This is a genomic window from Photorhabdus cinerea, assembly GCF_011189575.1.
Taxonomy (GTDB): Bacteria; Pseudomonadota; Gammaproteobacteria; order Enterobacterales; family Enterobacteriaceae; genus Photorhabdus; species Photorhabdus cinerea.
The window spans coordinates 128863-151580 of sequence record NZ_PUJW01000010.1; the positions used below are offsets into that span (position 1 = coordinate 128863).

20 protein-coding genes and 1 tRNA gene are annotated in these 22718 nt (G+C 42.6%); 9 read left to right on the plus strand and 12 right to left on the minus strand.

The annotated features are described in order from the left end of the window. The first annotated feature begins 6 nt into the window (after nt 1-6). Nucleotides 7-1425, plus strand: coding sequence for a glutamate synthase small subunit (locus C5469_RS11555; RefSeq protein WP_166306390.1), 1419 nt, complete (start codon nt 7-9; stop codon nt 1423-1425). A gap of 232 nt (nt 1426-1657) precedes the next feature. Further along, nucleotides 1658-2164: a hypothetical protein gene (locus tag C5469_RS11560; RefSeq protein WP_166306393.1), complete on the plus strand. Its 507-nt coding sequence runs from the start codon at nt 1658-1660 to the stop codon at nt 2162-2164. Nucleotides 2165-2966: 802 nt separating this feature from the next. On the opposite strand, the gene sugE is transcribed toward C5469_RS11560, so the two are convergent. After that, the gene (gene sugE / locus C5469_RS11565) at nt 2967-3281 is read right to left on the minus strand and encodes a quaternary ammonium compound efflux SMR transporter SugE (RefSeq protein WP_166306396.1); all 315 of its coding nucleotides are present in this window, start codon (nt 3279-3281) and stop codon (nt 2967-2969) included. A 240-nt stretch (nt 3282-3521) separates the two neighbouring features. Then, entirely contained in the window at nt 3522-4088 is a 567-nt protein-coding gene (gene efp / locus C5469_RS11570; protein ID WP_166306399.1) for an elongation factor P, read from the minus strand. Between the two features lie 39 nt (nt 4089-4127). Here efp and epmB point away from each other — a divergent pair, with 39 nt between their 5' ends. Beyond that, a complete protein-coding gene (gene epmB, locus C5469_RS11575; RefSeq protein WP_166306402.1) occupies nt 4128-5156 on the plus strand; it encodes an EF-P beta-lysylation protein EpmB in 1029 nt (342 codons plus the stop codon). 58 nt (nt 5157-5214) lie between these two features. Here epmB and C5469_RS11580 read toward each other — a convergent pair whose 3' ends face one another. The 4 genes from C5469_RS11580 to C5469_RS11595 form a co-directional block, all read right to left on the minus strand. Continuing rightward, nucleotides 5215-5556: a DUF4156 domain-containing protein gene (locus tag C5469_RS11580; RefSeq protein WP_166306405.1), complete on the minus strand. Its 342-nt coding sequence runs from the start codon at nt 5554-5556 to the stop codon at nt 5215-5217. 730 nt (nt 5557-6286) lie between these two features. Beyond that, a complete protein-coding gene (gene groL / locus C5469_RS11585; RefSeq protein WP_166306408.1) occupies nt 6287-7924 on the minus strand; it encodes a chaperonin GroEL in 1638 nt (545 codons plus the stop codon). A 49-nt stretch (nt 7925-7973) separates the two neighbouring features. Beyond that, nucleotides 7974-8267: a co-chaperone GroES gene (locus C5469_RS11590; RefSeq protein WP_166306411.1), complete on the minus strand. Its 294-nt coding sequence runs from the start codon at nt 8265-8267 to the stop codon at nt 7974-7976. Between the two features lie 187 nt (nt 8268-8454). Beyond that, nucleotides 8455-8943 carry an FxsA family protein gene (locus C5469_RS11595; RefSeq protein ID WP_166306414.1) on the minus strand — a complete coding sequence of 163 codons (489 nt, stop codon included), beginning with the start codon at nt 8941-8943 and terminating at the stop codon, nt 8455-8457. 381 nt (nt 8944-9324) lie between these two features. Between C5469_RS11595 and aspA the strand changes: the two genes are divergently transcribed. From aspA to C5469_RS11625, 6 genes are all read left to right on the plus strand, one after another. Continuing rightward, the gene (aspA, locus tag C5469_RS11600) at nt 9325-10749 is read left to right on the plus strand and encodes an aspartate ammonia-lyase (protein ID WP_166306417.1); all 1425 of its coding nucleotides are present in this window, start codon (nt 9325-9327) and stop codon (nt 10747-10749) included. Between the two features lie 714 nt (nt 10750-11463). Further along, on the plus strand, nt 11464-11892 hold the full coding sequence (locus tag C5469_RS11605) for an AEC family transporter (protein ID WP_339414218.1): 429 nt from the start codon (nt 11464-11466) through the stop codon (nt 11890-11892). A gap of 490 nt (nt 11893-12382) precedes the next feature. After that, on the plus strand, nt 12383-13684 hold the full coding sequence (locus tag C5469_RS11610; protein ID WP_166306420.1) for an anaerobic C4-dicarboxylate transporter: 1302 nt from the start codon (nt 12383-12385) through the stop codon (nt 13682-13684). A gap of 180 nt (nt 13685-13864) precedes the next feature. Next, nucleotides 13865-15592 carry a protein-disulfide reductase DsbD gene (locus C5469_RS11615; protein WP_166306423.1) on the plus strand — a complete coding sequence of 576 codons (1728 nt, stop codon included), beginning with the start codon at nt 13865-13867 and terminating at the stop codon, nt 15590-15592. A gap of 16 nt (nt 15593-15608) precedes the next feature. Continuing rightward, the gene (gene dicD / locus C5469_RS11620) at nt 15609-16181 is read left to right on the plus strand and encodes a division control transcriptional repressor DicD (protein ID WP_166306426.1); all 573 of its coding nucleotides are present in this window, start codon (nt 15609-15611) and stop codon (nt 16179-16181) included. Between the two features lie 128 nt (nt 16182-16309). Continuing rightward, nucleotides 16310-16385 (plus strand) — tRNA-Phe (locus C5469_RS11625). Between the two features lie 383 nt (nt 16386-16768). On the opposite strand, the gene C5469_RS11630 is transcribed toward C5469_RS11625, so the two are convergent. The 6 genes from C5469_RS11630 to C5469_RS11655 form a co-directional block, all read right to left on the minus strand. Next, nucleotides 16769-17500 carry an ABC transporter permease gene (locus tag C5469_RS11630; protein WP_166306429.1) on the minus strand — a complete coding sequence of 244 codons (732 nt, stop codon included), beginning with the start codon at nt 17498-17500 and terminating at the stop codon, nt 16769-16771. A 56-nt stretch (nt 17501-17556) separates the two neighbouring features. Continuing rightward, nucleotides 17557-18330: an ABC transporter permease gene (locus C5469_RS11635; RefSeq protein ID WP_166306432.1), complete on the minus strand. Its 774-nt coding sequence runs from the start codon at nt 18328-18330 to the stop codon at nt 17557-17559. Nucleotides 18331-18342: 12 nt separating this feature from the next. Then, nucleotides 18343-19335: an ABC transporter ATP-binding protein gene (locus C5469_RS11640; RefSeq protein WP_166306435.1), complete on the minus strand. Its 993-nt coding sequence runs from the start codon at nt 19333-19335 to the stop codon at nt 18343-18345. 2 nt (nt 19336-19337) lie between these two features. After that, complete coding sequence (locus tag C5469_RS11645) at nt 19338-20885, minus strand: GMC oxidoreductase (RefSeq protein WP_166306438.1); 1548 nt, start codon at nt 20883-20885, stop codon at nt 19338-19340. A gap of 104 nt (nt 20886-20989) precedes the next feature. After that, nucleotides 20990-22021 carry a hypothetical protein gene (locus C5469_RS11650; protein WP_166306441.1) on the minus strand — a complete coding sequence of 344 codons (1032 nt, stop codon included), beginning with the start codon at nt 22019-22021 and terminating at the stop codon, nt 20990-20992. Then, the gene (locus tag C5469_RS11655) at nt 22011-22718 is read right to left on the minus strand and encodes a radical SAM/SPASM domain-containing protein (protein WP_166306444.1); all 708 of its coding nucleotides are present in this window, start codon (nt 22716-22718) and stop codon (nt 22011-22013) included. Before C5469_RS11655 ends, C5469_RS11650 begins: the two co-directional genes overlap by 11 nt.

Sequence of the window (22718 nt, forward strand, 5' to 3'; positions counted from 1 at the left end):
GTCAAGATGAGTCAGAATGTATATCAATTTATCGATTTACAGCGCGTCGATCCGCCTAAAAAACCGCTGAAGATCCGCAAGATAGAATTTGTAGAAATCTATGAGTCATTTTCAAAAGTCCAGGCACAAACACAGGCAGATCGCTGCCTTTCGTGTGGTAACCCTTATTGCGAATGGAAGTGCCCTGTTCATAACTATATTCCGAATTGGCTCAAACTTGCCAATGAAGGGCGTATCATGGAAGCGGCTGATTTGTCCCATCAGACAAACAGCCTGCCGGAAGTCTGTGGCCGCGTTTGTCCACAGGATCGCCTTTGTGAAGGCGCCTGTACTTTGAATGACGAATTTGGTGCCGTGACTATTGGTAATATTGAACGCTACATCAACGATAAAGCAATTGCTATGGGCTGGAAGCCGGATATGTCACAAGTTCAGCCAACGGGCAAACAAGTTGCTATTATTGGCGCCGGCCCTGCGGGACTAGCTTGTGCTGATGTATTGACTCGCAATGGTGTACAAACCGTCGTTTTTGATCGTCACCCAGAAATAGGCGGGTTACTCACTTTTGGCATACCTGCATTTAAACTAGAAAAAGAGGTGATGCTACGACGCCGTAAAATTTTTTCTGAGATGGGAATTGAGTTCCGGCTCAATACCGAAATAGGTAAAGATATTGCCCTGTCTGAACTGACTGAACAGTTTGATGCTGTATTTCTTGGTGTAGGAACTTATCGGTCGATGCGTGGGGAACTGGTAAACGAAGATGCTAATGGCGTTTATGATGCACTGCCATTCCTAATTGCTAATACCCGGCATCTAATGGGCTATCCCGCCCTGCAATCACAGCCTTTCATAGATATGCGTGGTAAACGGGTTGTGGTCCTCGGTGGTGGCGATACTGCAATGGATTGCGTCAGAACTTCTATTCGCCAAAAAGCGGCTTCTGTTACCTGTGCTTATCGCCGTGACGAAATGAACATGCCGGGCTCCCGCCGCGAAGTGAAAAATGCCAAGGAAGAAGGAGTGGAATTTTTGTTTAACCTGCAACCTATTAGCATTGAAATCAACAGCTCAGGTCAAGTTTGTGGAATAAAAATGGTGCAGACTCAATTAGGTAAACCTGATGAGAATGGACGCCGCCAAGCTGAAATTATCACTGGTTCAGAACATCTACTCGAAGCTGATGCGGTGATTATGGCATTTGGTTTTAGAGCACATACAATGAATTGGCTAAATGACCATCAAGTCACACTAGATAAACAAGGACGTATCGTCGCACCAGAATTTTCTGATATTCCTTTCCAAACCAGTAATCCTCAGATATTTGCTGGCGGAGATGCCGTTCGTGGCTCTGATCTGGTTGTAACAGCGATTGCTGAAGGGCGTAAAGCAGCACAAAGTATTCTCGACTACCTCAATATTTAATCAACACAGGGAGCTTTCCAGCTCCCGTATTTCTATTATCAGTTCAATAAATTAATTAAATTACCCTTCATATATAGAGTAATTATCTTAATGAACATTCCTCACTTACCTGCTATCATATTAAATTATCTGGAAATATTTCTTCTTATTACAATGAATTTTAAATAAAATATTTCAAATGCTGGATTCATATATCACTATACTTACTCAACTATAAATACTGGAAATATTAATGCGAATAATAAAATCTCTTATTTTGTTGTCCCCAATTTTGTTCACCAGTCTTCCGACATTTGCTTTATCACGCCCCTTTACAGCCAATGATATTGCCAGAGAGATTACAAACAGAGGTATTAACTCTGTTGTTGCAGAATTAGGAGAAATAGGGGTCAGGCAAGAAATTACTCACAAAATTACTACTGGTGATAGTAACTGGGTAAAATTGGCCTTCAAATTAACTCAAAGTATGCATCTTGATTTTTCCAGAGAGATACGCTATGCACTCTCCATTGCATTAATTAATAATCCTGTTGATGTCCTTGCTGCCGCAGACAAAGAAAAAAATATATCATTAGCTGATATCTGTACAATCCCACCAGAACTTGAGACCAAAGAGAATAAAATAGAATTTGTAGATAAAGTCAGAAAGAGTTTAGAGTCCGCCAAAGAATCTGAAGCTAAAGGCAGAATTGAAGAATGCTACTGGGAGTTAGAGAAAGCCTACAATGTGGAATTTTAAATAAGTGTGCCCAATATCACTCCACTGTGATCCGTCCCCGTTTATTTCCTGGAAATTGAGAACAAAGTTCCCATCGATCTTCTAACGGTTCTCAATAATTGCCACATATGTCAGCATGAGTGATTATTCAGCATTTCTGACACCAGTGAGTGAGTTAATGATCGATATACCTGAACCACAGTGGTACTCCCGCCCTGAAAATTGCGATCAAGGTGGGAGTGAACGGCCCTTTGTCTTAGGTAATCATTTATTACATGCCTAGCATCACTTCGATTACACCCTAAAAGGGATGGTATTTACTACCACTAATGGTTTATGGGAAAACCACGGTGAACCGGCTGAGAAACTGGATGAGCCAGAAGTAAAGTTACAAGGTTACAAGGTTACAAGGTTACAAGGTTACAAGGTTACAAGGTTACAAGGTTACAAGGTTACAAGGTTACAAGGTTACAAGAAAAGATTATCAATTGGCTAAAAGAGCATCGTCAAGACAAAGGTAACATTAACAACCTTACCATTATTGATTACTTACAGATGCTCAATGAAAACCACAGGGCTGAACCAGAATGAACTTGAGCAGATACGTCACTAACTCACGTGAAAGCCCTTATCGTCATAAAGATTCAGGCGCATACACAAAATATCCAAGAGCGGTACATCATTTGGATGAGTTTGAAATTATATTACTCTGGTATTGGTCTTTCTAATTACTTGCTGTTTCCCATCCAATAAATGCAGCTGTCACAAAATTTCATTAAAAACTGCACTGCCAAAATCTAATCCTTTGGAGTGCAGTTTAAAATTAGCTGGTCAATTTCAGACCAATAATACCAGCAACAATCAGAACGAGGCTCAATACTCTGGCGATGCTCGCAGATTCACCCAACACGATGATGCCAAAAATGGCAGTACCCACTGCGCCTATTCCAGTCCACACTGCATAGGCCGTGCCTACAGGTAACCCCCTCATTGCATAAGCAAGCAGTCCCATACTGAAAGCTATAGCACTGACTGTAACAAGACTTGGTATTAAGCGAGTGAAACCATGCGTGTATTTCAGACCTACCGCCCAGACGATTTCAAATAAACCGGCAATAACAAGAATAAACCAGGACATATCAACGTCCCATAGAGTTGCGGGGTCGTCCCCAAGAAACGGCAGTATACCCAGGTCGTCCTGGATAACCATTAGAAGTGAAAGCAGATTATAATTGCGTAAAATCGCGGTATCAATAGCGCAATTTTACGATGCTCCAGAGATATAAAGCTTACCCCTTACACATTGATCATCAAGTAAGAAAAACCACAGCCTGTTGCCAAAACTGCGGTTTTTACTAAATACCGTTGCCGTCAACGGTTATTTCACACGGGAAACGTATTCACCAGAACGGGTATCTACTTTGATCACTTCGCCGATTTGTACGAACAGAGGTACTTTAACCACAGCGCCAGTACTCAGAGTTGCGGGTTTACCACCTGTACCAGCAGTGTCACCTTTCAAACCTGGATCGGTCTCAGTGATTTCCAATTCAACAAAGTTTGGTGGAGTGACAGAGATAGGCTGACCATTCCACAGCGTCAGGATACATTCCGCCTGTTCAACCAACCATTTCGCGTTCTCACCAACTGCTTTTTCATCAGCAGCTAACTGCTCAAAGGTTTCATTGTTCATAAAATGCCAGAACTCACCATCGTTATACAGGTAAGCCAGGTTCATATCCATCACATCAGCAGATTCTACAGAGTCAGTAGATTTGAAGGTTTTTTCTAACAGTTTACCGGAAATTAGCTTGCGGATACGAACGCGGGCAAATGCCTGGCCTTTACCCGGCTTTACGAATTCACTCTCAAGGATAGCGCACGGCTCGCCATCTAACATGATTTTAAGACCTGAACGGAATTCATTGGTACTATAAGTAGCCATGGAGACCCTCTAATTTAAACAAAATGGCTTAGCCAAAAAATGGCGCACATTATAACCCCAAAGATCGTCATCAGAGAAGACTGGTTGAAACAACTTACAGATGTTATTACTGATCCTGATGAATTATTACAATTATTGTCTTTACATGAGCACCCAGAGTTGGCCAAAGGGAGCCGCGCACGTCGTCTGTTTCCACTACGGGTACCCAGAGCTTTTGCTGCCCGTATGCAAGCAGGCGATCCTAATGATCCGCTATTACTGCAAGTCATAACAGCACCGGAAGAGTTCAACATTGTACCCGGTTTTTCTACCGATCCTTTGGATGAACAACGCAGTGCTGTTCCCGGTTTGTTACATAAATACCGTAACCGCGCATTATTGCTGGTCAAAGGAGGATGCGCGGTTAACTGCCGTTATTGTTTCCGTCGTCATTTCCCATATGAGGATAACAGAGGTAATAAACGCAACTGGCAGCAAGCATTAAATTACATTCAGCAACATCCTGAGCTTGATGAGATCATCTTCTCTGGCGGCGATCCATTAATGGCAAAAGATCACGAATTGGATTGGCTGATCAGCAACCTGGAAAAGATTTCTCATATCAAACGACTGCGTATTCACACCCGTCTACCGGTGGTTATTCCTACTCGGATCACAACTACGCTTTGCAATAGGCTGGCCCAATCGAGATTACAGGTGATCATGGTGACGCACATCAATCATGCCAATGAGATCGATCAATCTTTACGAAACAGCATGATGTTGTTGAAACACGCAGGCATCACGCTACTGAACCAAAGTGTGCTGTTACGTGGTGTCAATAATCATCCTGATACATTGGCTGATTTGAGTAACGCTCTATTTGATGCCGGAATCTTGCCTTATTACATTCATGTACTCGACAAAGTGCAAGGTGCCGCTCACTTTATGGTAAGTGATGAGGAAGCCAGAGGAATTATCCGGGAATTGCTGACAAAAGTTTCAGGTTACCTAGTGCCATGTCTGGCAAGAGAAATCGGTGGAGAATTGAGTAAAACACCATTAGATTTGGGATTAAAGCAAAAGTGACAAAAACTCATGCCCGGGTACTTTTTTACCGGGCATGCCATTCAAATACTGAATGCCATTACTGACATTTATAAACTTGACCAACCATTTTACTGTCTAATGGGGCAAAGCTTGATAATAGACTTTCGCTTGGGCTGGTTACACCATAAATCACATTTCCGCCCATAGCTGCGGCTTTATTACGCAAATCATTAGCTGCACCACGCATTGAGCTGCTTTCATTACTTACGCCAATCCAGTTACTTTGAATACCTGTCACTTCACCTAATAACTGACACTCGCTGCCTGGCTTAGTATCAACAAAACGAATCTGTGAGCCACCGGAAGTTAATTGGTTAGTGGCGGTACATCCTGCTAACAGTAACAATGCTGAAGCACTGAACAAAACTTTAATTCGCATGTTTTCCCTCATTTATTGTTGGAAATTCGACAATTAATCATCAATATACCTTGTTACACACCAATATCGCAAAGCAAATAATTTATAAAGGAATCCTTGCAATGAAATATTCGAGCTAAAAGCTTTTTGTATCAGGACAAATTCAGTAAAAATAGAGAAAAATAGCTAAATAAATAACATGAAAAATTTCAAAATTGATGTTACAAAAAATACACTTATTGAAAATAACATTCTTCCTAAAATTCCCTGTTATATTGTGATAGTTGATACGATTTTTCAGAACTATTTAGCAGATCATCAGATCTATTACATCTATGATGGGAAAGTGGATTAATTATGATAGATGAAATAAGGGTTTTCTCAATTACGATCAACAAAATGGATAATAGAAATAATATTAAAACGACATAAAAATATACTATGATGATAACTAACAGCTTTTTAGATAGTTAGCATAAAAATATTCTTGATTTAACAAACCATTACCTATATATCCACAATAGATGATTATTTTTCTTTCTATAATTATCTGGTAGAAAAAAATGAAAATATCCCCGTAAAGGGAGATAAATATACCACATTTAGCATAAATAAAAATTCCGGAATATATCTATCAATAATCATTCTGAATTCTGATTTACACATAAATATAAAAAAACGGGCAGATTACTCCGCCCGTCTGATATTCATATCGCGTATTGAGGGTTTAATACCGGCGACTGAACGGCTATTACATCATACCGCCCATGCCACCCATACCGCCTGCTCCACCTAAATCAGCTTTGTCATCCTTAGGCAGGTCAGTCACCATACACTCAGTGGTGATCATCAGGCCAGCAATAGATGCTGCGAATTGCAGTGCAGAACGGGTTACTTTGGTTGGGTCCAGAATACCCATTTCGATCATATTGCCATACTGTTCAGTAGTCGCGTTATAACCGTAGTTGCCTTCACCTGCTTTCACATTGTTTGCAACAACTGAAGGTTCTTCGCCTGCGTTGTCAACGATCTGACGCAGAGGTGCTTCCATTGCGCGCATTGCAACACGGATACCTACGTTTTGATCTTGGTTGTCGCCTTTCAGACCAGCAATAGCAGCTGCAACACGAACCAGTGCCACACCACCACCAGCAACCACGCCTTCTTCTACCGCAGCGCGAGTTGCATGCAGGGCATCATCAACACGGGCACGTTTTTCTTTCATTTCAACTTCTGTTGCAGCACCAACTTTAATAACAGCAACACCGCCAGCCAGCTTAGCTACGCGCTCTTGCAGTTTTTCACGATCGTAATCAGAAGTAGATTCTTGGATCTGCTGACGAATCTGAGAAACGCGGCCATCAATTCCAACTTTGTCACCAACACCATCAATAATAGTTGTAGTGTCTTTGTTGATAACAACACGTTTTGCCTGACCCAGATCTTCCAGAGTTGCTTTTTCCAGTTCCAGACCGATCTCTTCAGAGATAACGATACCGCTAGTCAGAACAGCGATATCTTGCAACATAGCCTTGCGGCGGTCACCGAAACCAGGAGCTTTAACCGCTGCAACTTTCACGATGCCACGCATGGTATTAACAACCAGAGTTGCCAATGCTTCACCTTCAACATCTTCAGCAATGATCAGCAGAGGCTTGCTTGCTTTAGCAACACCTTCCAGAACTGGCAACAGTTCACGGATGTTGGAGATTTTTTTATCTACCAGCAGAATAAATGGGTTTTCTAATTCAACAGAACCAGTTTCTGGTTTGTTGATGAAATAAGGAGAGAGGTAACCACGGTCGAACTGCATACCTTCAACGACATCCAGTTCATCTTCCAGGCCAGTACCTTCTTCAACGGTGATTACACCTTCTTTACCGACTTTGTCCATCGCTTCTGCGATCAACTTACCTACAGTTTCGTCGGAATTGGCGGAGATAGTACCTACCTGAGCAATAGCGGTGGAATCTAAGCAAGGTTCAGACAGCTTTTTCAGTTCTTCAACGGCTGCAACCACAGCTTTATCAATACCACGTTTCAGATCCATTGGGTTCATGCCAGCGGCTACGGCTTTCAGACCTTCAGTAACAATAGATTGAGCCAATACAGTTGCAGTCGTTGTACCGTCACCCGCAGCATCATTCGCTTTAGAAGCAACTTCTTTCACCATCTGAGCGCCCATATTTTCGAACTTATCTTCCAGTTCAATTTCACGAGCAACTGAAACGCCATCTTTAGTGATTGCAGGAGCACCAAAAGATTTATCCAGAACAACGTTACGGCCTTTAGGACCCAAGGTTACTTTTACTGCATCAGCAAGAACATTCACACCACGTAGCATCTTAACGCGAGCATCGCTACCAAATTTTACGTCTTTAGCTGCCATTGTTTCTTTCCTTTAAATTCGTTCAGTTAAGAAGATCTAAGCGCAATACTTACGCTTCAACAATTGCCAAAATGTCGCTTTCAGACATGATCAATACTTCTTCGTTATCGATCTTCTCTGACTTAACACCATAACCTTCGTTAAAAATAACGATATCCCCAACTTTCACACTCAGCGCTTTTACGTCACCACTGTCAAGGATGCGGCCATTGCCTACAGCCAAAACTTCGCCACGAGTAGATTTGCCCGCAGCAGCGCCAGTCAGCACAATACCGCCAGCAGATTTTGATTCAACTTCTTTACGCTTGACGATTACACGATCATGCAATGGACGAATATTCATTGATAGCTCTCCTATAAGAAAGTCCATATCAGGTAAGAGGATTGACACTAGTATGCTTTCACGAACCAGTATCATAATAAATTAAATGGGGACTTATTTATGACACTTCAAGGGCAGGCAAGAAAAATATTTTATTCTTTTCTTACCCACAGAAAAAAACCATGTGATTAGAAAAAATACTTTCTTATCAACGAGGTTTATGCTCATCATCATCACGTTTATGGTCGTTCAACGTATGGGAGGGATCATCTTGCTTGCGCTCGTATTCCCCTTCAAAGGTGTTACCGTCCTGTTTGAACCCATTTCTATTATGAGGACGATAGAAATTAATATGTGGCATCAGCTTCATCACCAGCGTTTTCTGAACGGGAGGCAGTAACAACAGCAATCCAAGGAAATCAGTAAAAAAACCAGGCAACAGTAACAGGAAACCGGCCAATACAAGAGACACACTCTTTATCATTTCTGCCGCAGGGCTTTCTCCGGCAACTAATTTCTGCTGGAGCTGAATAAAGTTCTTTACTCCCTGATTACGTACCAAAGAGATACCAACACAGGAAGTAAACAGCACCAGTAACAGAGTTAGTAATACCCCTAATTCAGATGCGACACGCACAAATAAAGTTGACTCAATATAGACAAGTAAAAATATCAGGATAAATGGCAACCAACGCACTTGATTCTCCTTCAATTGATTTGGCTGGAGAGGTTGTATCCTGAATAAATCATATCAACAAGATCCAAGGGACAACCAGATTAGCATTTTTTTTCAGTTTATAGAGATTAATGATTGGGGTCATACCTATCATTTTCAATCCTATGAAGATCTTAGGGATTAGGAATACAATTGTGATTTACATCACATATATAGAATCATGTTCAGCAAATTACCACTATAAAGTGATCCAGATTCAATGCATTTATTGCTAACCAGCATATGATCACGCCAGCAATCTGGTGATGAAGAATTCATATCACAACTATTGCTGTTGGCAACATAATTATTTAACAAACGCATAATTAGACAGTAAAAACGTCATCTAATAAGAAGGTTCTCATGTCAAACAACATTCGTATCGAAGAAGACCTGTTAGGTAAACGAGAAGTCCCTGCTGAAGCCTATTACGGTGTTCATACCTTACGTGCGATTGAAAACTTCTACATCAGTAACAACACTATTAATGATGTACCAGAATTTATCCGTGGCATGGTGATGGTAAAAAAAGCGGCGGCTTTAGCTAACAAAGAATTGCAAACCATCCCCAAAAAAATTGCCGATATCATTGTCAAAGCATGTGATGAAGTGCTCAATGCGGGTAAATGCATGGACCAGTTCCCGGTTGATGTGTTTCAGGGTGGTGCAGGTACTTCACTCAACATGAACACTAACGAGGTTCTGGCAAACATCGGCCTGGAACTGTTAGGCCACAAAAAGGGTGAATATGAATACCTCAACCCAAATGACCATCTGAATAAAAGTCAGTCAACTAACGATGCCTACCCAACCGGTTTTCGTATTGCTGTTTATAACTCGATCCTGAAACTGATTGAGTCTCTTGAACTGCTCATCGCTGGCTTCGATAAAAAAGCCAAAGAATTTGATGACATTCTGAAAATGGGTCGTACCCAGTTGCAGGATGCTGTACCTATGACGCTGGGACAAGAATTCAACGCATTCTCCATCCTGCTGAAAGAAGAAGTTAAAAACCTGAGCCGGACTTCTCAACTGTTGTTAGAAGTTAACCTTGGTGCTACCGCTATCGGTACTGGTCTTAACACTGCACCAGGCTATCAGAAACTGGCAGTTGAAAAACTGGCTGAAGTCTCCGGGCTGCCTTGCATACCCGCTGAAGATCTGATTGAAGCAACCTCTGACTGTGGTGCTTATGTTATGGTCCACGGCGCTCTGAAGCGCCTGGCGGTTAAACTGTCTAAAATTTGTAATGACCTGCGTTTGCTCTCTTCCGGCCCTCGTACTGGCCTGAACGAAATCAACTTGCCAGAATTGCAGGCCGGTTCTTCTATCATGCCAGCAAAAGTTAACCCTGTTATTCCAGAAGTTGTGAATCAAGTTTGCTTTAAAGTCATTGGTAACGATATTTGTGTCACTATGGCATCTGAAGCAGGCCAGTTACAGTTAAACGTGATGGAGCCTGCTATTGGTCAGGCCATGTTTGAATCTATCTCCCTGCTAAGCAATGCCTGCCGTAACCTAGTAAAAAAATGCGTTAGTGGTATTACAGCTAACAAAGAAGTTTGCGAAAACTTCGTATTCAACTCAATCGGTATCGTCACTTATCTGAACCCATTCATCGGTCACCACAATGGTGACATCGTCGGTAAGATCTGTGCTGAAACCGGTAAGAGTGTTCGTGACGTCGTACTAGAACGTGGTTTACTGACTGAAACTGAGTTGGATGATATCTTTTCTGTAGAGAACCTGAAACGCCCTGCTTATAAAGCAAAACGTTTTGACGATTAATTTGTTAAATATAGTAAAAAAATAGTTCTTAGCAATAAGGCACGCAACTCCAACTAGATAGCGTGCCTTTTTACTTCCCTACATATACAAATTATTAATCTAATATTTTCAGTTTCTTAATTATTTCAAAGAGTCAGTATTTTGTTAGCCGTAGAATTGATTATCGTTCTGGTGCTGTCAGTAATTAACGTTAAGCCACGGCACATTCCATTTGATATTATTTCCGTCATTACGGCGGAGGTTCGGCATAACTTTATTTAATTATAAAAAAGACATCTTTTTCATTGCCAATAACAATTTATTTTTTAAATCAAATTGTTTTTTTATTTTCCTAACTAATCAGAATATTATTACTCCAAAAGGTTATATAAAATAAGACAAGTCTGAAAATTAATTTTAATTAAAATATCTATTTTGTAATTTTATTGTTAAATACAAGCAGTTAAATAACAAAATTAAAACATATCAAATCATGCTGTAGTCTGAGGTTATTGCATTAAATAAACATCTATGAGAGTTTATTTATCATTCGATATATACCCTTCATCTTTCAAGTTGCTGCTTTGTTGGCTGCTTTCACTTACCCCAGTCACATCGTTATCTATGCTCCTGGGGAGGCGTTCACTTGCCGCCGCGCTGCAATTTGAAATCTATTGGGTATAATGTGAGTTTTGAATATCACCACTCCTCTTAGTCGAATCCGCCTTACCCATTATTTACGCAGCCATATTAGGAATTATATTAAAAAGTAGTAGCACAACACTACATCCAATATTGGTATCTACACTAGATAACTTTAAAGGCGCTTATAGTATTCCAGGCATGATAGTGATTGGAATAACCCTATCTTCTTTTTGTAAAATGAAAATTGATTGGAAATTTTCTTTTTTTGCGTTGTTATGGAAACACCTTATTTATCCTATTTTTGGGCTATTCTTTTTTCATTATATAGCTAATACTCCCCATGATGTATTGGTTGTTATCACTCTCATGCTGTCCACTCCTATGGCCGGTAATGTAGTCGTTATCGCAAACAATCTAAATGTCCATCCTGAAAAAGCAGCTCTTTCAGTGATGTTAAGCACAGCGCTTGCTATTGTTACTGTGCCCCTTGCAATAGTTATGATTAGCCAGGGAACATAAAAATTACTGATAATAGCAATGGCTGGTAACGACCCAAATTTATTGATAACGATGGATGACCAAATACCAGCCAATAATGCTGTCGTAAATTTCTTCTAATTTTGAAAAGTAAATCATTCTTCAAAGCCATTTCAGGTACATTCATAGATTCAGATTATATCGTGCAATTCATTGTGAGTGTTTCTATAATAATGAGACTAATTTATTGAAACATTTGCGTTAAGGTTGGTAAAAATGCAAGAAAAATTGTGCCAGGACATAGTTTACTAAGTGAAGCTCAGTTAAATTATCTCTTTTCATAGAAAATCTGAAGCAATTAGCGTATAAAGCGAAACGTTTTTATGACTAATAAAATGTTCATAATAATAAATAGGTCTTAATAATTAAGGCACGCAACTCCAACTGGATAGCGTGCCTTTTTACTTCCCTACACACACAAAGTATTAACCTAAAATTTTCAAATTTTTAATTATCTTAAGGAGTAAATATTATGTTAGCCGTAGAATTGATTATCGTTCTGCTGGCCATCTTCCTGGGTGCAAGATTAGGGGGGATCGGCATTGGGTTTGCCGGTGGTCTTGGCGTTCTGGTGCTGTCAGCAATTGGTGTTAAACCAGGGCATATTCCATTTGATGTTATTTCCATCATTATGGCGGTTATCGCCGCAATCTCTGCAATGCAAGTTGCTGGTGGTCTGGATTATCTGGTTCAACAAACCGAAAAACTTCTACGTAAGAATCCAAAGTACATCACTATCCTTGCCCCTATTGTTACCTATTTCCTGACGCTGTTTGCTGGTACAGGTAATATCTCTCTGTCAGCACTGCCTGTTATTGCTGAAGTTGCAAAAGAGCAAGGTATTAAACCATGCCGTCCACTTTCCACCGCGGTTGTGGCAGCCCAAATTGGTATTACCGCCTCTCCCATCTCCGCGGCAGTCGTCTATATGTCTTCTCTGATGGAAGGCCACGGTGTCAGCTATATCCACCTGCTGATGGTTCTGTTACCATCCACTTTCGCTGCTATCGTTTTGATGTCCTTTATTATCTCTTGGGTATTTAATTCCAAACTATCTGATGACCCTGTTTATCTGAAACGCCTGGGAGAAAACCTAGTGACTCTGCGCGGCAGCAAACAGATTGAAATTAAACCAAGGGCTAAAGCTTCCGTTCTGTTGTTCCTGTCAGGTGTTATCGGTGTTGTTATTTACGCTATCGTCAACAGCCCAAGTATTGGCCTGGTTGAAATACCTCTGATGAGTACCACCAGCGCCATTCTGATTATCATGCTGAGTGTAGCAACTATCACTACCATGTTCTGTTCAGTTGATACTGATGCCATTCTCAATTCCAGCACTTTTAAAGCAGGTATGAGCGCATGTATCTGTATTCTGGGTGTTGCATGGCTAGGTGATACTTTTGTACAAGCAAATATTGATTGGATTAAAGACACAGCTGGCGGCTTAATCCAATCTCAGCCTTGGTTATTAGCAGTCATCTTCTTCTTCTGTTCTGCCCTGCTCTATTCCCAAGCAGCAACAGCAAAAGCACTGATGCCGATGGCGCTGGCTCTGAACGTTACACCACTGACCGCAATCGCCTCTTTCTCTGCGGTTTCCGGGTTGTTCATTTTGCCTACTTATCCAACGCTGGTTGCTGCAGTTCAGATGGATGACACCGGAACTACCCGTATCGGCCGTTTCGTATTTAACCATCCGTTCTTTATCCCTGGCACCATTGGGGTCGCTCTGGCGGTTGCCTTCGGCTTCTTGTTCGGCAGTATAATCCTCTAATTTTGCTAATAACAGCTTAATTCAGGGACGTACACCGTCCCTGGAATTTTCCGCTAAAAGATATTTTTTCTCTGCAAGTCTTTAATTATTGTTTTAATCTTAACCAGAACACTTTCTGGTCTGACAGCCATCAGTTATAGTGCTAAATCTGTTTCATTCCATTAGCGATCGTTACCTTATATGATTAAACATACTTTTATGCTGTTTTTGCTATTTTGCAGCACCCTCTTTACACCATTGACAGTCAATGCGTTGTTTGAACAACCGGGGCAAAACCTGTATTTGCCGGCAGATCAAGCCTTCATGTTTGATTTTCAACAAAAAGGCGACAAACTAACATTAAACTGGCAAATCAAACCGGGCTATTACCTTTACCGCAAACAATTTCGTATCGAGCCACAACAAGCCACACTAGGTAAAATCACACTGCCACAAGGTACCGCTCATCAAGATGAATTCTTTGGCGAAACCGAAGTTTATTTCCAGCAATTGACTATCAATGTTCCTATTACAGAAGCAAATGATAAATCCAATATTGTTGTCACTTATCAAGGCTGCGCGGCAGCGGGATACTGCTATCCACCTGAAACCCGTCTTGTTCCATTGAATGCAGTTATTCCATCAGAAACAACCAACGTAATACAAACTGAACCTGTTCAGAAAACACCAGAAAGCACATCAAATGATCAAAAAAATTTACCTTTTTCACCACTTTGGGCCATTTTGATTGGTATCGGTATCGCCTTTACACCTTGTGTACTACCAATGTACCCGTTAATCTCCAGCATTATTCTTGGCAGCCAGCGCCCTAAAAACCTGAAACAGATCTTTTGGTTAGCACTAAGCTATGTTCAAGGAATGGCAATCACTTACACCTTGCTTGGGTTGATTGTAGCGGCAGCGGGTCTACAGTTTCAGGCTGCACTACAACATCCATATGTACTAATAGGTTTGTCAGTATTGTTTATTCTACTGGCACTATCGATGTTCGGCCTTTATTCTCTGCAACTGCCTTCCTCTGTTCAGACCCGCCTGGTCAACTGGAGTAATCAGCAAAAAAGCGGCTCATTCTTCGGTGTCTTCGCGATGGGTGCGTTAGCAGGACTAATTTGTTCTCCTTGTACTACCGCTCCTTTAAGCGCCATTCTGCTCTACATTGCTCAAAGTGGTAATACAGTGGCAGGTGGCATAACCCTTTACCTCTATGCTTTAGGAATGGGATTACCGCTCATTGCTGTCACTATGTTTGGTCATAAACTTCTACCGCGCAGCGGTCCTTGGATGCAGTATGTCAAAGAAGCTTTTGGCTTCATTATTCTTGCGTTGCCTGTTTTCCTATTGGAAAGAGTTATCGGGGATACATGGGGAATACGGTTATGGAGCCTGCTGGCAATCAGCTTCCTGGGATGGGGATTTGCTCTGACACTCAGAAGTCAAAATGGCTGGATCAGAGTCATGCAACTGATATTATTAGTTCTAATGCTGATAGCTAGCCGCCCCTTGCAAGATTGGTTTTGGAATACATCGGTTACACAACAGCCGCAACATAGCCTCAATTTCCACCAGATAAATAATTGGCAAGAATTCGAACATATAATGGCACAAAACAGCCATAAAACCGTTATGCTTGATTTTTATGCTGACTGGTGTGTCGCCTGTAAGGAGTTTGAAAAATATACTTTCAGCGATCCTCAAGTTCAATCACAACTAAGTGATGCCCTACTGTTACAGGCTAATGTCACGCATAACAGCCCGCAACAAAAACAACTATTGGAAACATTTAGTGTACGAGGATTACCCACTATTCTATTTTTTGACTCTCAGGGAAAAGAGATCCCTGATTCACGGATAAACGGCTTTATGAATGCAACCCGCTTTAATGAGCATTTGCAGCATCTACAAAAATGATCTGAAGGAGAACACCGTGCAACGAGAGCAAATTCTTAGTCATGTCTTAACTTTGCTGGAGCAACATGGCTTATCCGCCACCACTGAAACGCTTCTTGGTTCACTTAACATGGACATGGAGTATCTAAAGCAGTTCTGGCCCGATCAGGAAGCACTGATTTATGACTGCCTGCGTTATCACGGCCAACAAATCGAAGTTTGGCAACGACAAATGTTGCTGGATGAAATTCTGACACCAGAGCAAAAACTGCTGGCTCGCTATACAACACTTGATGAAAAAGTAAAAGAGAAACGCTATCCGGGTTGTTTATTTATCACAGCCTGTAGTGCATTTCCTGAACCTGACCACCCTATTCATCAATTAGCTGAATTGCAAAAACAAAGTTCATTCCGTTACACCACCGAGCTACTGTGTCAACTGGATATCGAAGATTGCGAACAAGTTGCCAAACAAATGGAACTCATTCTGGAGGGTTGCCTGAGTAAGCTATTGGTCAAACGGGATATTAATGATATCGCCACAGCAAAACTGCTGGCAGAAGATGTTTTGAATATTGCCCAATGCCGCAAAAACGGCGCATTAAGTTAATAAAAATCAGCCTAAGATGAATAACCACACAAATGCCGGGCAAAAAGGAAGCAATCAACCGACTTTTATCATTTTTTATCAGAAAGACATTGACGACTTAGGCTGAATACGGTTTAATGCGCCCCGTTGCCCGGATAGCTCAGTCGGTAGAGCAGAGGATTGAAAATCCTCGTGTCGGTGGTTCGATTCCGCCTCCGGGCACCAATTCAAAACGCGCTTGTTGGGAGATAAAAACTTAACAGGCGACCAATACAAGGACCTAAATGCATCATTGCAGATAGAGTCTATATCACGTGGATTATGTTAAGTCATTACTCCTTTCTCCGAGCAAAATACTTAGAAGCCTCATCACAATTGCCAAGGCACTCTAAACAAAAATCAATTAATTAACTTAATATCTTATTGTTTATCGACCTATCAGATATACCTGTACCAGAACAACTTACCTCTTGATCAATCCTCCTGATGTATCAAAAATAATCCTTGGGTATTTGCATAAGTTCAAAAAAATTTCCTACCTTGCAACTAATTCCCCCTTGCTTGTCAGTTCAAGATTGAAGACCCGTCACAGGAAGGACTTACACTGTTTAACTGGAGGCAGAGCGATATCCACGCAACGCGCGCTTCCAGGCTAATCGGGCCACGACAAAAAAGAAGACGGCTATTCCTAACGCTCCCATTGCTAAGGGGAGGGTCAGCATGCCCAACAGCGCCATAACAGGATAACTTGTCATTACACCAATAGGGATCAGAAAACTAAAAACTATCCGCCAAGGAAAATCAAATAAATGAATAGGCCAACGTGCAAAACCGAGCAGTGAGGACAGTACATTGGTAAGATTTTGTATTCTTACTAATGCAAAGGAGGCAGCAATAGCCAGTACAAACAGCGCGTAAGCGGTGGCAAGACCACCGAGTGACAAGATGATTGTCATGGTGATGTCAGTAAATGAAGGATGAACATCAAGCTGTATAAAAGCGTAAATAGCCAGACCGAGCCCAAAGAGGAAATCAATACCTTTCCATAACCTGATATCAACCAGTGAGCAGAGAAAAAGCGAATCAATTGGCCGCATCAGAATATAATCAAATAGGCCAGTGCGAATCCCCGCAACAGCAGCCGCAAGACTGGGGGCAATTAAGCCCTCAACGACAGCACATAGCATCATATACCAGCCCATCAATACCAGCATTTGTTCGAACGACCAGCCGGCTACAGTACCGCGTTCGGTAAATAGCACCAAAAGCGGTAATAGCTGTAGTGCCGCCATGATGAGAGAAAGCGCGCCATCAATCAGGAAATCCCAACGGTATTGCATAGATCGCTTCATACTTAAGATAAGCGCCATGCGAATGACAGAAAGAGAATGAATCATTATCCAAAAGCCAAATAACGGCGGACACCTTGCCGCCAAACAAAAAGCGCGGCAGCAAACAGCAAAGCTACCACCATGAACTGCAAGGCTACCCATTGAGCAGCAACAAGCAAGGTATGCTTTCCGGTTAAAATTTCTACCGGCAACGCAATCACAAACCGGAATGGTAGCCAATTGGCGATTCGCCCTGCCCATTCTGGCAAGAAGGCTAACGGAAACATATAACCTGACAGTACACTGCTAGCAGCAACATAAACTTTATGTACAACAAGTGAACGTTCGATCCAGAAGGTCAGGCTTCCAATCAGTAAGTGGATGGTTTGGTTGATAAGAAACCCACCCAATAACGCCAACACTAACAGGACAAGTTGTAGCAAACTGAACGATTGGTTATGTAAACTCATTGTCAACGCTAGTATCAAAATAGGTAAAGCGACGATCAAACTCAACCCCAGTTCCGCAAACGTAATTGCTAAGTAATTGATGAAAGGATGAATTGGGCGCATTAACCAAAATGATAGCTCGCCGAGACGAATATTTTCATTAATTTCCCAGACACTGTTACAACTGGTTAATATGGTGGTGACAAGAACGGCAATATAGTAGAGATTGAAGTCCTCTAATGTGTAGCCTTGAAAAGACCCTTCCTGAGTTACAGAGCGCCAGAATACTAACATGATCAACGGCATGCTTAGTGTTACCAGCCAAAGTAGAAATTCGGCACGAAATGAGAAGGTTTCAAGTAATCGGACTTTTATAAGAGCGAAAATCATGTTAGTGCGCCTCTATTGATCGGTAGATCTGCTTTGAATGGCATGACCAAAAATCTGGCGTAGTATCTCTTCTAGCGGTGGATCTTCTATGGTGAGATCAATCGCTAGTCGCTGCTCAACCAAAAAACGCACCACTTCAGGTACATGATCGCGGTGAATTCGAATCTGGGAGCGATCTCCTGTTTGTAAGATCGAAGTACCGAATCGCGAAAAATCGGGAATTTTCATCTGGCTATTCATTGAAAAAGCGATAATTTTCTCTGGTCGTTGTTTTGCCGTGAAGGTTCGCAGATCGCCGTCGTAGAAAATAGTACCGTGATCAACAATGATGATACGTGAACAGATCACACGGACATCTTCCATATAGTGTGAAGTCAGTAAAATCGTTGCGCCATGACAGCGATTATATTCAGCAACAAAGTCACGCAGGGCAGCTTGCATTGCCACATCAAGACCAATAGTCGGTTCATCTAGAAATAGCACTTTGGGCTGATGAATCAACGAAGCAGCAACTTCACACCTCATACGCTCGCCTAACGAGAGCTGACGGGTAGGCTTGGTCATAATCGAACCCAGCTGTAGTAGTTCGCTCAACTCACCCAGAGCACGCCGATATACAGCTGAAGGAATGCGGAACAGCACCCGAATCATCTCAAAGGTATCAATCGGGGGAAGATCCCAGATCAACTGCCCCTTATTGCCCATAACAAGACCTACACTATGTAAAAATGCTTTTTCACGCAGATGAGGAGAGTAACCCTCTACCGACAATAGGCCATTGCTAGGATGCAGTAACCCACTGAGTAGCTTTATCAATGTGGTCTTGCCTGCACCATTAGGGCCAAGTATTCCCACTCGTTCGCCATCATCTATCTGAAAACTGACTTTTTTTAGCGCGACTACTGTTTCATACTGCCGTCGCCACAGTGAACTTAGCGCTGAATGGAAGCTCTCATCACGCCGATGTACATGGTAGACTCTGGAAACTTCTTCTGCTCGAATCATGTTCAGTCAACTCCAGCAACGTGTCGTGCCACACGCAATGCATTCGCTTGGATGGTGAGAGTGGGATTGAGCCCCCCAGGGAAAGGCATAAAGCTTCCATCCACAACATAAAGATTTTCCAGATCGTGAACTCGACAATTAGGATCTAAAACAGAGCGCGTTGGATCTATGCCACTACGGCAAGTACCATGTAAGTGAGTACTTCCCTCTTCAGAACGTGATCGTTTAGAGTAAATCTGAGTGGCACCAGCTGCCTGTAGGATGGCTACACCGCGATCAGCCATGTAAGCTATGCGTGCCATATCATGCGGTGCAATTCTATAATCGATCATGATTTTTGGCATACCCCAAGCATCGCGATGAGAGGACAGTCGTACACGGTTCTCATACGCTGGGGTGTCTGCAATGATAGTTTCTAGTTCTAATGGTAACTGCTCAGAGAGTTCAGAAGGTGGGGAAAGCGTTCGCGCTTCGTAGATCAACCCCCCCATACCGCTGGGACAACGAGTATCAAGATAGTGATCCAAAATCGCCATCGTGGAAAAAGGACCGCGAAGCCCTACAGGATGCTCACGCATTGTTTCTGTAACAGTAACCATACCGCGTATACGCTGACTGAGCTTCATACATAGCCCACGACCGACTAGATCGTGGCGATTACCAATGCCGCTGGGAGCAAAAGGCGTTACTGATCGCAGCAAAAGGGCTGCACTTTGGATAGCGTTACAGGCAACAAAGAAATAACGTGCTCTCACGTGACGAATGATCCCACTTTCAAGATCCAGACAACGTAGCGCGCTGATCTGTTCTGGCCGTTCCTGCTCCAGCGCCACGCCCCGAATACCGGAAAGTAACGTAAAATTGCGGCTAGTTACCAGATGTTTGATGTAGATATTGATGACATCGCTCTTGGCTCCACTGGGACACTGAAAGTCGATACAGCGTTTTTCCAACGTACAAGTCTTATGGTCAATCGCCATGGGAGTTGGAAAAGGATGATAACCTAATCGTTTTGCTGTTACCGCCATTATGTCGGCAGGCAGTGACATTGGCAGTGCATTACTCCCTGATTTTGCTGGATCAATGTGTGGCCCACCACTGACACGTAACTGTTTCTCCACAATGGCATAATATTTTGCTAGATCTGTTCGGTTAATCGGCCAGATAATATCCAGGCCAATGCCTGATAGCCAAGGACTAGCGTCAAAGTCACAATCGTGATAACGAAAAGAAGCACCGCCATAAAATAGCGTGCCACCACCTACGTTCCTTGTGCTCCACGGCCAACCATGTTCTTCCCAACCGTGTTCACCCCGAACTTCTGCGGCGGGTGAAACACTATCCACTTCTTCTTGCGAGACTTCACGTGCAAGCAAACTCCCCTCTTCGACCATGATGACAGACCAACCACATTCTTGCAGTGCATTAGCCACCATCGCACCACTGGCTCCGCTACCGATCACACAGGCATCTGCCACCAATTCATTGGGGACATTCTGAAATCCATGGAAATGTCGTGTTCCTAACGGCAATCGTGCTTGAATTGACACTTTATTTTCTCCTGATTCTGTTACCACCGCTGTTTGGATTGCCATTTGATAAAAAGGGTTGGCAAGATTTTCGTCTATCAGAAAAACGGGACTTACACACCATGCTAAACACGCTGAGAGCAGTTTGTTTTTATGATATGTAACAATTTGGTATAAGCTGCTCCAACATCGCTCCATGACCAATGAGGTCTGGGAATTGGAGTCAACCTCTCAATACCATCCCCCTTTAGCCAAGCAAGTAGTTCTCTGTTGTCTTCAACAAGATGTGCAGCAAAACGGCGTGTGGCACCCGAATGAACATAGGCTACGACAGGTATACCCAGTTGTACGGCTTCGGCAGAGAGAAAATTGAACGTTTCGTGATAATCACTCAGCACCAGTGCGGCGCTTGTTCCGCCAAAAATGCGTTCATGGTCATGTTCCAAATCGTAACAATCGAAGATCTCATGCCGTTCAGCCAATTTCAGGCTATTAAAATAGTTTCTCGCTTCTTTTCCACGCTTTGACCAGTTGTTAAAGATTACACGCAGGCGTAACCCCTTCGCGAGGCAGGTTTCCACAACAGGAGATAACCTCTCAAAAGCTATTTTACCTGCCAACAATACTATCGGTCCGTTTGGAGAATGATAATCACAGGCAGGTATATGATCGGCGGCCCAAGGTATGTAGTGCCGTTTCGGAAAGCAATATGTCCAAAGTTCATCATGAAAGAAGATATCTGCGGCATATGCCGCTGGGGCAACGGCAATGGCCTGGCAATCTGCTGCATTTGCACCAAGCTGATGTGCACTGCAAGCAGTCAGTTCAGTATGGGAGGCAGTGAAAAAAGATACATCGTGCCAAATCCGGACAGTACGCTGTTTCAACCATGCAGGACCCCGATCGCCAGCACGAAATAGTTCACTCTCCACTAAGGGAAATATTGCAGTGATCTTCTCTGCCGTGATCCGTTTCACCAAATCATCAACTGTTGGGTACTCTTGTGCAGAGTACCACACCACCTCAACACCATGGCGTGGCAGGACTCGGGCAAGGTTCCAATAAGCTGTTTCTATACCTCCCCATTTATAGCGATCGAAATTGTCCGGATATCGTTCTATCAGCACAACATCATGCGACTGTTTTTCAGAAGACATAATCAAAAGCCTCGCTTTGCTGATGTGCCTGATTATTACAACGACGACAGATTTCTGTTGCGTTGCGATCACCACATGCCAGCGCTTCACGCGCTTTACGAAAGGGGATAGAATCCCAAATTTCCATAATTGGCGTGTCAAAAACGTTGCCCATAACCACCTCTTCGCGATTATCTTCATAGCAAAGCACCACATTCCCCGTAATAGTGATGATCAGCATATCCGATGGTGCAAAACAGGGAAGACTTGATACGACGGCTGGCCCGGCAATAACATTACCAGCACGATTGGTTAGCTGTAACTGCTGTGGAATCAGCCAGATTAGATCGGGCTTGGATTGTCCGGGTTTACCATCGTGCTGAGTGACAATGAAACGTTTGATACCATTTTCACGCAACAGTTGATATTTTTCATCGTTCAGATAGTCGCCATTGCTATACAGTATCTGCCTGACCTCCGGGAGTCGTTCAGTCACTCGAGCAACAAATTGCGGCAATTTAGGGTGTAACAGCGGTTCATTATAAAAATGGTAAGAGAGCCGCCCAGTGAAATGAGCCTCTTCTAGTCTGTCGAGAATACGTTCAAATTGCTCTGGTTTCATTCTGTTAGGGGCATCACGTGGTGCTATTACATTAGGACAATACGTACAACGCCGATTGCATCGTGAATTGATTTCAATCTCTACCATGGAGAACAT

What these genes read in the sequence shown, in the direction of transcription:
- C5469_RS11555 (WP_166306390.1), top strand. Translation starts at nt 7, where the DNA reads ATGAGTCAGAATGTATATCAATTTATCGATTTACAGCGCGTCGATCCG.
- C5469_RS11560 (WP_166306393.1), top strand. Translation starts at nt 1,658, where the DNA reads ATGCGAATAATAAAATCTCTTATTTTGTTGTCCCCAATTTTGTTCACC.
- sugE (WP_166306396.1), bottom strand. Translation starts at nt 3,281, where the DNA reads ATGTCCTGGTTTATTCTTGTTATTGCCGGTTTATTTGAAATCGTCTGG.
- efp (WP_166306399.1), bottom strand. Translation starts at nt 4,088, where the DNA reads ATGGCTACTTATAGTACCAATGAATTCCGTTCAGGTCTTAAAATCATG.
- epmB (WP_166306402.1), top strand. Translation starts at nt 4,128, where the DNA reads ATGGCGCACATTATAACCCCAAAGATCGTCATCAGAGAAGACTGGTTG.
- C5469_RS11580 (WP_166306405.1), bottom strand. Translation starts at nt 5,556, where the DNA reads ATGCGAATTAAAGTTTTGTTCAGTGCTTCAGCATTGTTACTGTTAGCA.
- groL (WP_166306408.1), bottom strand. Translation starts at nt 7,924, where the DNA reads ATGGCAGCTAAAGACGTAAAATTTGGTAGCGATGCTCGCGTTAAGATG.
- C5469_RS11590 (WP_166306411.1), bottom strand. Translation starts at nt 8,267, where the DNA reads ATGAATATTCGTCCATTGCATGATCGTGTAATCGTCAAGCGTAAAGAA.
- aspA (WP_166306417.1), top strand. Translation starts at nt 9,325, where the DNA reads ATGTCAAACAACATTCGTATCGAAGAAGACCTGTTAGGTAAACGAGAA.
- C5469_RS11610 (WP_166306420.1), top strand. Translation starts at nt 12,383, where the DNA reads ATGTTAGCCGTAGAATTGATTATCGTTCTGCTGGCCATCTTCCTGGGT.
- C5469_RS11615 (WP_166306423.1), top strand. Translation starts at nt 13,865, where the DNA reads ATGATTAAACATACTTTTATGCTGTTTTTGCTATTTTGCAGCACCCTC.
- C5469_RS11630 (WP_166306429.1), bottom strand. Translation starts at nt 17,500, where the DNA reads ATGCAATACCGTTGGGATTTCCTGATTGATGGCGCGCTTTCTCTCATC.
- C5469_RS11635 (WP_166306432.1), bottom strand. Translation starts at nt 18,330, where the DNA reads ATGATTTTCGCTCTTATAAAAGTCCGATTACTTGAAACCTTCTCATTT.
- C5469_RS11640 (WP_166306435.1), bottom strand. Translation starts at nt 19,335, where the DNA reads ATGATTCGAGCAGAAGAAGTTTCCAGAGTCTACCATGTACATCGGCGT.
- C5469_RS11650 (WP_166306441.1), bottom strand. Translation starts at nt 22,021, where the DNA reads ATGTCTTCTGAAAAACAGTCGCATGATGTTGTGCTGATAGAACGATAT.
- C5469_RS11655 (WP_166306444.1), bottom strand. Translation starts at nt 22,718, where the DNA reads ATGTTCTCCATGGTAGAGATTGAAATCAATTCACGATGCAATCGGCGT.